This is a genomic window from Tatumella morbirosei (genome assembly GCF_000757425.2).
Taxonomy (GTDB): Bacteria; Pseudomonadota; Gammaproteobacteria; order Enterobacterales; family Enterobacteriaceae; genus Tatumella; species Tatumella morbirosei.
Genome location: NZ_JPKR02000003.1, coordinates 1208737 through 1222427 on the forward strand (window position 1 = coordinate 1208737; position 13691 = coordinate 1222427).

The 13691-nt window shown below is 48.6% G+C and carries 12 protein-coding genes; 9 read left to right on the forward strand and 3 right to left on the reverse strand.

Features of this window, described 5'->3' with window-relative positions; translation table 11 throughout:
- Positions 1 to 32 precede the first annotated feature (32 nt).
- The 9 genes from ptsI to arnF all read left to right on the forward strand — a co-directional run bounded on the left by ptsI (position 33) and on the right by arnF (position 10578).
- A complete protein-coding gene (ptsI, locus tag HA49_RS08405) occupies positions 33 to 1760 on the forward strand; it encodes a phosphoenolpyruvate-protein phosphotransferase PtsI (protein WP_038022030.1) in 1728 nt (575 codons plus the stop codon).
- Positions 1761 to 1802: 42 nt separating this feature from the next.
- A complete protein-coding gene (gene crr, locus HA49_RS08410) occupies positions 1803 to 2306 on the forward strand; it encodes a PTS glucose transporter subunit IIA (RefSeq protein ID WP_038022033.1) in 504 nt (167 codons plus the stop codon).
- Positions 2307 to 3212: 906 nt separating this feature from the next.
- The gene (gene arnB / locus HA49_RS08420; RefSeq protein ID WP_038022036.1) at positions 3213 to 4352 is read left to right on the forward strand and encodes a UDP-4-amino-4-deoxy-L-arabinose aminotransferase; all 1140 of its coding nucleotides are present in this window, start codon (positions 3213 to 3215) and stop codon (positions 4350 to 4352) included.
- Between the two features lies 1 nt (position 4353).
- Entirely contained in the window at positions 4354 to 5337 is a 984-nt protein-coding gene (gene arnC / locus HA49_RS08425; RefSeq protein ID WP_038022038.1) for an undecaprenyl-phosphate 4-deoxy-4-formamido-L-arabinose transferase, read from the forward strand.
- On the forward strand, positions 5334 to 7316 hold the full coding sequence (arnA, locus tag HA49_RS08430) for a bifunctional UDP-4-amino-4-deoxy-L-arabinose formyltransferase/UDP-glucuronic acid oxidase ArnA (protein WP_038022041.1): 1983 nt from the start codon (positions 5334 to 5336) through the stop codon (positions 7314 to 7316). Before arnC ends, arnA begins: the two co-directional genes overlap by 4 nt.
- Positions 7313 to 8212 carry a 4-deoxy-4-formamido-L-arabinose-phosphoundecaprenol deformylase gene (gene arnD / locus HA49_RS08435; protein WP_038022043.1) on the forward strand — a complete coding sequence of 300 codons (900 nt, stop codon included), beginning with the start codon at positions 7313 to 7315 and terminating at the stop codon, positions 8210 to 8212. The genes arnA and arnD overlap by 4 nt, the downstream gene beginning before the upstream one ends.
- Positions 8213 to 8216: 4 nt before the next feature.
- Complete coding sequence (arnT, locus tag HA49_RS08440) at positions 8217 to 9866, forward strand: lipid IV(A) 4-amino-4-deoxy-L-arabinosyltransferase (protein WP_038022045.1); 1650 nt, start codon at positions 8217 to 8219, stop codon at positions 9864 to 9866.
- Positions 9863 to 10198, forward strand: coding sequence for a 4-amino-4-deoxy-L-arabinose-phosphoundecaprenol flippase subunit ArnE (gene arnE, locus HA49_RS08445; RefSeq protein ID WP_038022048.1), 336 nt, complete (start codon positions 9863 to 9865; stop codon positions 10196 to 10198). Before arnT ends, arnE begins: the two co-directional genes overlap by 4 nt.
- The gene (gene arnF, locus HA49_RS08450) at positions 10198 to 10578 is read left to right on the forward strand and encodes a 4-amino-4-deoxy-L-arabinose-phosphoundecaprenol flippase subunit ArnF (protein ID WP_038022051.1); all 381 of its coding nucleotides are present in this window, start codon (positions 10198 to 10200) and stop codon (positions 10576 to 10578) included. Before arnE ends, arnF begins: the two co-directional genes overlap by 1 nt.
- A gap of 31 nt (positions 10579 to 10609) precedes the next feature.
- Here the strand turns inward: arnF and HA49_RS08455 are convergent, their stop codons facing one another.
- The 3 genes from HA49_RS08455 to cysM all read right to left on the reverse strand — a co-directional run bounded on the left by HA49_RS08455 (position 10610) and on the right by cysM (position 13667).
- Positions 10610 to 11980: an ATP-binding protein gene (locus HA49_RS08455; RefSeq protein WP_038022054.1), complete on the reverse strand. Its 1371-nt coding sequence runs from the start codon at positions 11978 to 11980 to the stop codon at positions 10610 to 10612.
- A complete protein-coding gene (locus HA49_RS08460; RefSeq protein WP_038022057.1) occupies positions 11977 to 12657 on the reverse strand; it encodes a response regulator transcription factor in 681 nt (226 codons plus the stop codon). The genes HA49_RS08455 and HA49_RS08460 overlap by 4 nt, the downstream gene beginning before the upstream one ends.
- Before the next feature lie 125 nt (positions 12658 to 12782).
- Complete coding sequence (cysM, locus tag HA49_RS08465) at positions 12783 to 13667, reverse strand: cysteine synthase CysM (protein ID WP_038022731.1); 885 nt, start codon at positions 13665 to 13667, stop codon at positions 12783 to 12785.
- Positions 13668 to 13691: the final 24 nt, after the last annotated feature.

A 13691-nucleotide genomic window follows, 5' to 3' on the forward strand; every position in this document is an offset into this window, starting at 1 on the left:
TCTTTTTGGCCATCGTACTCAAAGGTAAGGTTATGATTTCAGGCATTCTCGCATCCCCAGGTATCGCTTTTGGCAAAGCACTACTGCTGAAAGAAGATGAGATCGTCATCAACCAGAAAAAAATTGCTGATGATCAGGTAGAGTCAGAAGTTACCCGTTTTCTCGACGGGCGCAGTAAAGCCGCCGTTCAACTTGAAGCCATAAAAACTAAGGCCGGTGAAACTTTTGGTGCCGAAAAAGAAGCTATCTTCGAAGGGCATATCATGCTGCTGGAAGATGAAGAACTCGAGCAGGAAATTATTGATCTTATCAAAAAGGATCATAAATCTGCCGACGCCGCTGTTCATACTGTCATTGAAGGTCAAGCCGTTGCGCTCGAAGAGCTGGATGATGAATATCTTAAAGAACGCGCCGCTGATGTTCGTGATATTGGTAAACGTTTGCTTCAGAACATTCTTGGACTGCATATCGTCGACTTAAGTGCGATTACCGAAGAATCCATTCTGGTCGCCAGAGACCTGACCCCTTCAGAAACCGCTCAGTTGAATCTGCAAAAAGTACTGGGGTTTATCACGGACCTCGGTGGCAGAACCTCACATACTTCCATTATGGCCCGTTCTCTCGAACTCCCCGCCATCGTAGGTACCGGCAATATTACGACTCAGGTCAGTAACGGCGATTTCCTGGTGCTGGACGGAGTGAACAACCAGATTTATATCAATCCGCCGGCCGATGTAGTCAGCGGACTGAAAGAGATTCAGGAACAGTACCTCAGCGAAAAAACTGAAATGGCCAAGCTGAAAGACCTTCCGGCCATCACGCTGGATGGGCACCAGGTTGAAGTGTGTGCCAATATAGGAACAGTACGTGATGTGGCGGGTGCCGAACGTAATGGCGCGGAGGGTGTTGGGTTATACCGTACTGAATTTTTGTTTATGGACAGAGATTCCCTGCCGTCAGAAGAGGAGCAGTTTGTTGCTTATAAAGCGGTCGCTGAAGCAATGGGATCGCAGGCGGTAATTGTTCGTACTATGGATATCGGTGGCGATAAAGACTTGCCTTACATGAACCTGCCGAAAGAAGATAACCCGTTCCTGGGCTGGCGAGCCATCCGTATCGCGATGGATCGCAAAGAAATACTTCATGCACAGTTGAGAGCAATTTTGCGGGCATCCAGTTTTGGTAAGCTGCGAATTATGTTCCCGATGATTATTGCTGTCGAAGAAGTCCGCTTTTTGAAAAGCGAAATCGAGTTGCTTAAGTCGCAATTACGTGACGAAGGTAAAAGTTTTGACGAAAGTATTGAGCTCGGAATTATGGTGGAAACGCCTGCATCTGCAGTGATCTCCCGCCATCTTGCTAAAGAAGTCGATTTTTTCAGTATCGGCACCAACGATCTTACCCAGTATACTCTGGCCGTCGATCGTGGTAATGATAGAATTTCACATCTCTATAATCCTATGAGTCCATCGGTACTGGGTCTTATCAAGCAAGTGATTGATGCCTCGCATGCCGAAGGAAAATGGACAGGGATGTGTGGTGAGTTAGCAGGTGATGAACGTGCTACACTATTATTACTGGGAATGGGGCTGGACGAATTCAGTATGAGTGCCATTTCAATTCCACGTATCAAAAAAATTATTCGCAATACTAATTTTGGGGACGCTAAAGCGTTAGCAGAACAGGCACTGGAACAGCCTACAGCAGAAGATCTGATGAATCTGGTAAACAAATTCATCAAAGAGAAAACCCTCTGCTAGTCTGCTATTCGTAAGACCGAAATTACTGCTCAGGAGAAGATCATGGGATTGTTTTCTAAATTATTTGGCGACAAAGCAGAAAGTACCTCCGGTACGATTGATATCGTTGCCCCTCTGTCTGGCGAAATTGTAAATATTGAAGATGTACCTGATGTGGTTTTTGCAGAGAAAATTGTCGGCGATGGCGTTGCTATCCGACCGAACGGCAGCACCATGGTTGCCCCGGTGGACGGTACTATCGGTAAAATTTTCGAAACTAACCATGCTTTTTCCATCGAGTCTGATAACGGTGTTGAGTTGTTCGTCCACTTTGGGATTGATACTGTCGAACTGAAAGGCGAAGGTTTCAGGCGTATTGCTTCTGAAGGGCAAAAAGTGAAGAAAGGCGATATTGTGATTGAGTTCGATCTCCCTTTGCTGGAGGAGAAAGCGAAATCAACACTCACCCCTGTTGTTATTTCAAACATGGATGAAATCAAGGAACTGGTTAAACTGACCGGGCAAGTAGTCGCGGGTGAAACACCGGTGATTCGCATCAAAAAGTAACCGACATCCGCTCAGTACAACACAGTCATCTCACAGCCAGAATTATTTCTGGCTGGTTTTTTTATTTTTCTGATGATTAATATGTAAAAAAAATGACTTTATTATTAAACCGGTATGATATTTCCCGGTATCACAATAGCTCTCTTAATATTATCTTAACAATGTACTAAGGCATATCTTCACCGCGACATATCTTCATAAACTCTTTCATTTAATCACAATTTTAAAATTATTTGTGGCTTGTATATTTATCCGCAAAATACTTTTCGTCCAGTGCAACCCCTGAATAACATTAGCAGGCTATAGAATTCATTGGGGGATATCTTTTCGACTGCCTGACATTGAAATTCAGGTTAATTAATTTTCATTACCGATAGCCTATTTCCATAGGGGGATTATCTACCCAGCGAGCATCTGCAAGAAACTGACAATTGCCATCAGAGGCAGGCAGGCAGGCAGGCAGGCAGGCAGGCAGGCAGGCAGGCAGGCAGGCAGGCAGGCAGGCAGGCAGGCAGGCAGGCAGGCAGGCAGGCAGGCAGGCAAATACAAACTATAATAAAGTGTCAACCTGTTCCTGATGAAAAATTAGGATTGGTTTAAGAAATCCAAAAAAACATCCATTCCATTTATTGTTCATTTAACTTCCTCTATTAAGATTTTATTAAGAAAAGATTAACTTTTCACTTCATATTAAATAATAAAATAAATTCACCCGATGGCATGAACTTTTCTGCGCGCGGGACATCATAACAAATGTAAATTCCTCACTCTGAATTAAATTAATACCATCCTGTTGACGGACGATATATCTGTATGCAGATAGAATCCCGATCCATAAATGGTATTTATTTATTTCAATATGCCCGTTTTTTATTGTGAGCACTAAAGTTAATGCCAGGACAATTTATGACAGACTTTCTCCCTTTCTCCCGGCCGTCACTGAATGAAGATGATGTATCAGCTATCCGGGATGTACTGCAATCAGGATGGATTACTACCGGTCCTAAAAATCAGGCACTGGAGGCCGAATTTCGTCAGTTAACCGGTGCAAGTCAAGCTATTGCCGTTAGCTCAGCAACCGGCGGGATGCATGTGGCATTAATGGCGTTGGGTATTGGCCCGGGAGATGAAGTGATCACTCCTTCCCTTACCTGGGTTTCCACTGCCAATATGATTGCTTTACTGGGTGCCAACCCCGTTATGGTCGATATCGACCCAAATACACTGATGGTAACCCCGGAAACCATTGAGGCAGCAATCACCCCAAGAACTAAAGCCATTATTCCGGTGCATTTCGCCGGAGCGCCTGTTGACCTTGACGCCATCTGTAGCATCGCGGAGCAACATAATATTCCGGTCATTGAAGATGCTGCTCACGCGGCGGGATGTTACTACAAAGGTCAGCATGTCGGACGCCATCAGACCGCCATTTTTTCATTCCATGCCATAAAGAATGTCACCTGTGCTGAAGGAGGAATGATCGTCACCAATGATGAAGAACTGGCTAACCGAATCCGCACTCTGAAGTTCCATGGACTGGGTATCGATGCCTTTGACCGCGAAACATTGGGTCGTAAGCCCCAGGCAGAAGTCATCACCCCGGGGTTTAAATACAACCTGACCGATATTCAGGCAGCGATAGCCCTGAATCAGCTTAGCCGTTTGCCACAAATAAATGCACGGCGGGAAGCTATTGCTCAGCGTTACCTTCGTGAACTGGCCGATACCCCTTTCCTGCCACTGGAAATTCCTGGCTGGCCGCATCAGCATGCATGGCACTTGTTTGTGCTGCGAGTTGACGAACAACGTTGTGGTCTGAATCGCGATCAGTTTATGCAGCAAATGAAAGAGAGAAATATCGGTACCGGAATGCATTTCCGGGCAGTGCATACCCAGAAATATTACCGTGAACGGTTTCCTTTATTACAACTCCCCGCAACGGAGTGGAACAGTGACCGTATTTGTTCCATTCCTCTGTTTCCGGACATGACTGACGCTGATTGCAGCAGAGTCATTGCCGCTATTCATGAGATTGCAGAGAGCTGAAATGCAAAATTCTTATCTGGTAAATAAAGTCTCCATCGTTATTCCTGTTTATAACGAACAGGACAGTCTTCCGCTTCTGATTTCCAGAACCACTGCCGCTTGTGAATTGCTCAACAGGCCCTATGAAATTTTGTTAGTTGATGATGGCAGCAGCGATGACTCTGCGCAAATGATCATTGACGCCGCGGAACAACCTGGCAGTTCAGTCGTGGCAGTATTGCTTAACCGTAATTATGGTCAGCATTCAGCAATCATGGCCGGTTTCAGCTATGTCACTGGCGATTTAATAGTCACTCTGGATGCTGATTTGCAAAATCCACCGGAAGAGATTACCCGTCTGGTCACCACTGCCGAACAAGGTTATGACGTGGTTGGGACTGTCCGGCAGAACCGGCAGGACAGCCCGTTTCGCAAGATTGCTTCAAAAATGATTAACCGGTTGATTCAGAGTACCACTGGCAAAGCAATGGGCGATTACGGTTGTATGCTGCGGGGCTATCGCCGTTCGATTATTGAAGCCATGCTGCACTGCCAGGAGAGAAGCACCTTTATTCCTATTCTGGCCAATACCTTTGCAAGACATACCACCGAAATTCCGGTGCTGCATGCAGAACGCGAACACGGCACATCAAAATATAGCTTTATGCGGCTGATTAACCTGATGTATGACCTTGTCACCTGCCTGACCACCACACCTCTGAGAATGCTCAGTGTCATTGGAGCACTGATTGCTTGTGCAGGCTTTCTGTTTGCATTCCTGTTACTGGTACTACGCCTGATTTACGGTGCTTACTGGGGTGCAGAAGGTGTCTTCAGCCTGTTCGCTATTCTGTTTATTTTTATCGGAGCCCAGTTTATTGGAATGGGTTTACTGGGCGAGTATATCGGACGGATATACAGTGATGTCAGAGCCCGTCCACGTTATTTCGTACAGCGTGTTGTCAATCACACCACGGCTTCAACCACTGAGGAAGAAACAAAATGAAAGCTATTGTCTTTGCTTATCACGACATGGGATGCGTCGGCATTGAAGCGTTGATTGACGCCGGATATCAGATAACAGCAATTTATACCCACCTGGATAATCCTGGTGAGAACCATTTCTTTGGATCGGTCGCCCATCTGGCGGCAGAACATAATATTGAAGTTTTTTCGCCGGAAAACGTCAACCACCCTCTGTGGATAGAGCGGATTAAACAGAGTTCCCCCGACATTATTTTCTCATTTTACTATCGTGATTTGATCTGTGATGAAATCCTGTCTATCCCCACGCAGGGGGCATTCAATCTTCATGGTTCATTGCTGCCCCGTTATCGTGGACGAGCACCGTTAAACTGGGTACTGGTCAATGGTGAAACCGAAACCGGTGTCACTCTGCATAAAATGGTACACCGTGCCGATGCTGGCGATATCGCAGCCCAGTACAAAGTCACCATCGATCCCACCGATGATGCCTTACGCCTGCACAAAAAACTGACCCTTACCGCACAGGAATTGTTAACCGCACAGTTGCCCTTAATCAAAAAAGGCCAGTTGCAGTTAACTCCTCAGGATGAAAGTAAAGCCACCTATGTTGGGCGCAGAACACCAGAAGATGGCCGTCTGGACTGGAACCGCAGTGCGACGGAACTGCATAATCTGGTTCGGGCAGTGAGTGAACCCTGGCCAGGCGCTTTCAGTTTTTCCGGAACCATCCGATTTATTGTCTGGAAATCACGTGTCCGTCAGGACATGCCCTCTGCGGTTCCGGGGAAAGTGCTCGCTACTGCACCGTTAGTCATTGCCACTGCAGAGGGTGCTCTGGAAGTGGTGACTGGCCAGACAGAGAATAGTGTGTACATGCAGGGTAGCGAGTTGGCAAAAACCCTTGGTCTGGTGGAAGGAGCGGTATTGAGCAGCCAGCCGGTGACTCGCGATAAAAAGCGTACCCGGGTACTGATTCTTGGGGTAAATGGGTTTATCGGTAATCATCTGACTGAGCGCCTGCTGCAGGACGATAATTACGAAGTCTACGGCATGGATATCGGGTCTGATGCGGTATCCCGTTTTCTGGCAAATGACCGATTCCACTTTGTTGAAGGTGATATCACCATTCATTCGGAATGGATCGATTATCACATCAAAAAATGTGATGTCGTATTACCATTGGTGGCCATTGCTACTCCGGTCGAATATACCCGTAACCCGTTGCGGGTCTTTGAACTCGATTTTGAAGAAAACCTGAAAATTATCCGTGGCTGTGTTAAACATAAAAAACGTATTATTTTCCCTTCAACTTCAGAAGTTTATGGTATGTGTACTGATAAAACTTTTGATGAAGATAACTCAAATCTGGTGGTCGGTCCGATCAACAAACAGCGTTGGATCTATTCTGTCTCCAAACAGCTATTGGATCGGGTGATCTGGGCTTATGGTGAAAAAGAACATCTGAGGTTCACCCTGTTCCGTCCATTTAACTGGATGGGACCACGACTGGACAACCTTAACTCTGCACGCATTGGCAGTTCCCGCGCGATTACTCAGTTGATCCTGAATCTGGTGGAAGGCTCTCCGATCAAACTGATCGATGGCGGAGCACAGAAACGTTGCTTCACCGATATCAGCGATGGTATCGAAGCACTGTTCCGGATTATCGAAAATAAAAACGGTCAGTGTGATAGCCAGATTATTAATATCGGTAACCCTGAGAATGAGGCCAGTATCAGAGAGCTGGCAGAAATGCTGTATTGCTGCTTTGAACGTCATCCGCTGCGTCACCATTTCCCGCCATTTGCCGGTTATCGCGAAGTGGAAAGCAGCAGCTATTACGGTAAAGGCTACCAGGATGTCGAACACCGTAAACCCGATATCCGTAATGCCCATCGCCTGCTGGGATGGACACCACAGACCGAAATGGAAACCACGGTAGAGCAAACACTGGATTTCTTTCTGCGTACTGTCATTCCGTCGGATAAAACTCCATGAAAAAAGTTGGCCTGCGCATTGATGTTGATACCTGGCGGGGCACCCGTCAGGGGATGCCAGCACTTCTGGATGCCATGGAAAATGCCGGTATCCGGGCGTCAGTGTTCTTCAGTGTCGGACCGGATAATATGGGGCGCCACCTGTGGCGCCTGATTAAACCGGCATTTTTATGGAAGATGCTGCGTTCGGGGGCTCCCTCGTTGTATGGCTGGGATATTTTACTGGCCGGGACTGCCTGGCCAGGCCGTATTATTGGTACGGGCAATGCCGAAATTATTCGCCGTACTGCCAGGCTACATGAAACGGGCTTACACGCCTGGGACCACCATGCCTGGCAGATGTGGGCCGGGGTCTGGGATCAACCCCGGTTATCTGCACATATCCAACGCGGTAAAGAGGCGCTGGAAGCCATTATCGGTACCGAAGTTACCTGCTCAGCCGTCGCCGGCTGGCGAGCCGACCAACGGGTCGTCAGAGCAAAGCAGCCATTTAATTTCCGCTATAACAGCGACTGCCGGGGAACATCGCCGTTTCTTCCTGAACTGACCACGACCTCATCTGGTACGGTCCAGATTCCAGTAACCTTACCAACGTGGGATGAAGTTGTCGGTCGACAAGTGGAAGCTTCTCAGTTTAACCGTTTTATTCTGGATGCTATGCATAAAGACCAGGGCACCCCTGTTTATACTATTCATGCAGAAGTTGAAGGGATTATTGGTCTGAATGATTTTGTGCGGCTGCTGGCAATGGCACGTAAAGAAGGCATTGAATTTGTTCCGCTCAGTGAGCTACTGCCTGAGTCCGATCATTTCCTGCCGGCAGGAAAAATTTCCCGGGGTACATTACCTGGCAGGGAAGGCTGGCTGGGATGTCAAACCCTTGTTACACGGCGTTGAATCAATGAAAGTTACAAAAACTGGTTATATCCTGCTGTTCCTGTTTGCTCTCTGCTATCTGCTGCCGTTAGATATGCGCGCTCTATGGCAACCAGACGAATTACGCTATGCAGAAATCAGCCGCGAAATGCTGGCCACTCATAACTGGGTGGTGCCGCATTTCTTCGGTCTGCGTTATTTTGAAAAACCTATTGCCGGATACTGGATAAATAATATTAGCCAGTGGCTTTTTGGCCATAACAATTTCGCTGTTCGTTTTGGCTCAGTGTTCTCCATCTCTGTCAGTGCCATGCTGGTCAGCTGGCTGGCATCGAATATCTGGCGCGACCGTAAAGTAACGCTGTTTGCTGCAGTCATCTACTTAAGCTGTATGCTGGTTTATAGCATTGGTACCTATGCAGTGCTTGACCCAATGATTACCTTGTGGATGAGTGCCGCCATGGCTGCTTTCTGGCTGGCCAGCGAAGCAAAGAGTTCAGGGAAAAGAGCCGCCGGATATCTGCTACTAGGATTAACCTGCGGTATGGGAGTGATGACCAAAGGTTTCCTCGCACTGGCAATTCCGGTGATCAGTATCATCCCGTGGATGATTGTGACCCGCCGCTGGAAGGAAGTACTGATTTACGGCCCGCTGGCCGTGATAAGTGCCACTATTATTACCCTGCCCTGGGCGCTGGCAATCAATGCCCGGGAGCCTGATTTCTGGCACTATTTCTTCTGGATCGAGCATATTCAGCGTTTTGCTGAACCGAATGCCCAGCATAAAGCCCCCTTCTGGTACTACCTCCCGATCCTGATGATCGGAACATTGCCGTGGCTCGGTTATCTTCCGGCAGCACTAAAAAATGGCTGGCAGCAACGCCACAACAACCCCGGAGCCATTTACCTGGCAGGGTGGGTGATTATGCCGTTAGTATTTTTCAGCATCGCCAAAGGTAAATTACCCACCTATATCCTGCCCTGCTTTGGGCCGCTGGCCATTTTACTGGCGAATGTGGCCTGTGGTGGATATCAACAAATCAGGGGCAGCGCTAAGGCTAACGGCTGGATTAATCTGATGTTTGGTGTGCTGGGAATGGTAGCCTTGCTGGTTTGTCGCTTGCTGCCATCGCAACCATTGTTTGCATCGGGCGAGGTCATGGGTTTCACACTGGGAATGCTGGCGTTCCTTTTCTGGGCCATCATCGGTGCGGTAACGCTGATGAAAACCGAAAAATACTGGCATGCTGCGGTAATTTGCCCGTTAGTGCTGGTTCTCGCGATTGGTTATGCCATCCCTGAACGGATCCGCGACTCGAAACAACCCCAGGATTTTCTGAGTAAGGTCAGCGACCGTATGGAAAACAGTGGTTACATTCTGGCTGATGGTGTGGGTTTGGCTTCAGGGATTGCCTGGCAGCTCAGACGATCAGATATTAATCTGTACAATCAGTCCGGAGAAATGGCCTATGGCCTGGCTTACCCGAACGGTCAGGGCCGGCTGATCAGCCGCAGTGCTTTTCCTGACTGGTTGGCCACCCATCGCAGTAAAGGTGTATCTCTGGTACTGAAGTTAAATAAAAACCAGGCGTTGCAGCAATTACAGCTCCCGGTGCCAGACTTTAGTTATCAGCAGGGACGTCTGTTGTATGTTGAATACGGCCCGGTGAAATGACCTGGTTGTTGCTGATACTTTCCAGCCTGATCAGTTGCCTTGGGCAGCTGTGTCAGAAACAGGCTGCCGCCCCCGTGTCAGGCTCTTCCCATCGCGGCCATCTGATTCGCTGGCTGGGATTAGCCATCGTGTGTCTGGGGCTGGCTATGCTGTTGTGGTTGCAGGTGTTACGTTCTCTGCCGGTCGGGATTGCTTATCCGATGCTGAGCATGAATTTTATCTGGATAACTCTGTCAGCGCACTGGCTGTGGGCTGAACCTGTCGGCCTGCGCCACTGGTGCGGTACAGGTCTGATTATTCTCGGCATTGTGTTAATCAGCGGAGCTGTCTGATGGGTTATATTCCAGCTATCTTTAGTGTGCTACTGGTCAGTTTTGCTCAGGTCGCCATGAAATACGCGATGAGCCGTTCCCCTGCCAGTGCCGGTATCGCGGACATCATCTGTGAGTTAGCTGGGCATCCGGCTGACGCCGGGTGGCTACTGGCCGGTCTTGCAGGCTACGCTCTGTCGATGGGATGCTGGTTTCTGGCCCTGAAACGTCTGCCCCTAAGCAAGGCCTATGCATTACTCAGTCTCAGTTACATTATTGTCTGGGCCGCCGCAGTAACACTGGGCTTTCGGGGAGAACGATTTTCCTTAACCACACTGGCGGGTATCTTATCTGTCATTTGCGGGGTAATACTGGTGTGTATGCCTTCAGCTAAACGATGACAAGACCGGCAGGACTCCTGCCGGTGTCTGCTCAGTTCGGATGCCAGTGAGGTAACCGCAATGCAATCTCCAGTCCACCTTCAGGACGATTACGCGCTCTGACCTCACCATGGTGAGCCTGTATAACCTTACGTACAATCGCCAGCCCTAATCCATATCCCTTTCCTGATTTGGCCGTTTTGACCCGTACAAAAGGATCAAAAATACTGGAAAGTTTATCCTGTTCGACTCCAGGCCCCTGATCCTTAATCATTAATGTCAGCCACTCATGGCCCGAATTCATCGTGATATCGATTGTCTGACCTGCAGATGAGAAACGCAGTGCATTACGCAACACATTCTCGATACAGCGACGAACCATCTCTGCATTACCCTGCACCATAAAATCAGCATTTAAATCATAGCTGACATTAATTCTCACCTGCGGAACCTGTGCTTCGAATCGGGCATCAGCCACCACGACATCCAGTAAACTGGTTAAATCAAAATACTGGTCCTGTTCCGAATGCCCATGCTCAGCTCGCGATAATGTCAGTAATTCGCCAATCATTTTATCCAGCTTCTGGGCTTCGTTATCTATCCGTTCCAGTGAATCATTAACATTTGCCGGAGCCTGACGAGCCAGTGCTGTCGCCAGCTGAAGACGGGCCAGCGGCGTTCTTAATTCATGCGAGATATCATGCAGAAGCTCTTCTCTGGCTTTGACCAGTACATCCAGCCGTTCCACCATCGCATCAAATTCCCTGGCTACCACCGAAAACTCGTCATGCCGACGCTGCATTTTTTGATACAACCGCACACTAAGGTCACCACTGGAAATCTGCCCGAAACCATCCCTGAGCTGACGCATAGGGCGAATCAGATTCCAGGCAAGCAGCAGACTAAACAGCAAGCCCATAGGGATAATAAAAATAAGCACCGGCATCGGCACATGCAAAAAGCGTTGAATAAGGGGTAATGTTTTCCATTCTCTGCCTGAATGGAGCAGATGCATATCAATCGAAATCAGATAGTGTCTGGAATCAGGAGCCTGTACCACCCTGGTCAGTATTGGGCCAGGCCTTCCGGAATCAGGTTTGTCATTTTCAGGTTGATTATCCGTATTATTCAGCGCGACCGGAGATGTTGTTGGTCGGGAGGTCTCACGGAAAAGAGTGGCTGACCGGAGCAATTCAGGCCAGCCGATAGCCAGTTGCTGAAATCCAGTTGGCCCTTGCTGTTCAACCCGATTAGCGGCCAAATCCAGCTGTGTGGCCAATAGCTGACGCGTGAGTCTTTGTTCCGGCGGCTCAGAGCCCAATAAACTAAACCCGAGCCACATAAACTGGCTAATCACCAGGAACACCAGCATAAAGCCGAGTAGCATTTTCCAGAACAGGCGTCCGGGATAATCGTAGTTCATCGGATACGATAACCGATACTACGGACAGTCTCGATATTTAGCTGATCGTTAGTCAGTTTGCTCAGTTTCTGACGGATATTACTGACATGTACATCGACACTCCGGTCATAAGCTTCGCGTTGTCTGCCTAAAGCTTTCTCAGACAACTCATCCTTTGAGACCACCCGATCACTGGCCGACATCAGCAGTTCCAGTAAATTGAATTCTGAAGCCGTCAGATCAAAAGCTTCGCCTTTCCATGCTGTCACCCGGGTCGCAGGATTAAGCGTCAGCTCACCCCGCATCAGAACATCTTTTTTCTCTGCAGGTGCTGGCTGCTCATCAATACGGCGCATCACTGAACGTAATCTGGCGACCAGCTCACGGGGATAGCACGGTTTTGGCACATAATCATCCGCCCCCATCTCCAGGCCAATCACCCTGTCAATATTATCGCCTTTGGCAGTGAGCATAATCACAGGCAAACGGCTACGTTGCCGGATCTGCCGCAGCACATCAATGCCACTCATATCTGGCAGCATAATATCCAGAATCATTGCGTTGTACTGACCAGATGCGGCACTACTGATCGCTTCTTTACCGGTAGTGACCAACTCAGTCGCGAATCCTTCCCCTTCGAGGTACTGGCTAAGCATGGTTCCCAGTTCATGATCGTCATCGACCAGCAAAATTTTCATGAAATGCTCTCTTTCTGTAAATTGACTCTATTCTGACCGCAGAATCTGATCGTTGCTGCAGGATTTTCACTATCCTTACATGATTATTATCCAGTGGCTGCAGTTTCTGTTAATCCAGGGGGGGATTATTGATAAACCCCGGTGGAAAGGTAACGATCACCACGATCACAGATGATGGCCACCACCCGTGACCCCGGCTCATCAATAGCAATCTGCAGTGCTCCGGCTACAGCCCCGCCGGAACTTACACCACAAAAAATACCTTCCCTGCGGGCCATAAGGCGCATGGTTTCAGTCGCTAATTCTTCAGACATATCAATCGTTCTATCGACCCATTGAGCCTGAAAAATCCCCGGTCGGTAAGCCTCTGACCAGCGGCGGATCCCGGGAATTTGCGCACCATCTTCGGGTTGCAGCCCCACCACCTGCACCGCAGGATTTTGTTCTTTCAGATAACGTCCAACGCCACTGATAGTGCCGGTCGTCCCCATGCTGGAGACAAAATGAGTCAGCCTGCCCTGTGACTGCTGCCAGATTTCCGGTCCGGTAGTCAGATAATGACTCAGCGGGTTATCGGGATTGTTAAATTGATCGAGTATTTTACCCTCCCCGTGGGCTGCCATTTCAGCGGCAATATCTCTGGCACCTTCCATGCCTCCCTGCTGCTGGCTCACCAGGACCAGAGTGGCACCATAGGCTTTCATTGAGGCCTGACGTTCCATGCTCATGTTGTCAGGCATCAGCAGTTTCAGATGATATCCTTTCATGGCGGCAATCATCGCCAGAGCAATGCCTGTGTTGCCACTGGTAGCTTCGATCAGTGTATCTCCGGGGGCTATTTCTCCCCGCAGTTCAGCCTGGTGGATCATTGAAAATGCCGCACGATCTTTGACTGACCCGGCAGGATTATTCCCTTCCAGTTTCACCCAGACTTCACTGCCATTATCAACCACCAACCGCTGCAACCGTACCAGCGGGGTATTACCTATAGTATTTTCCAGAGTAATCACGGGGGAGATCCCTGCATTCAGAAA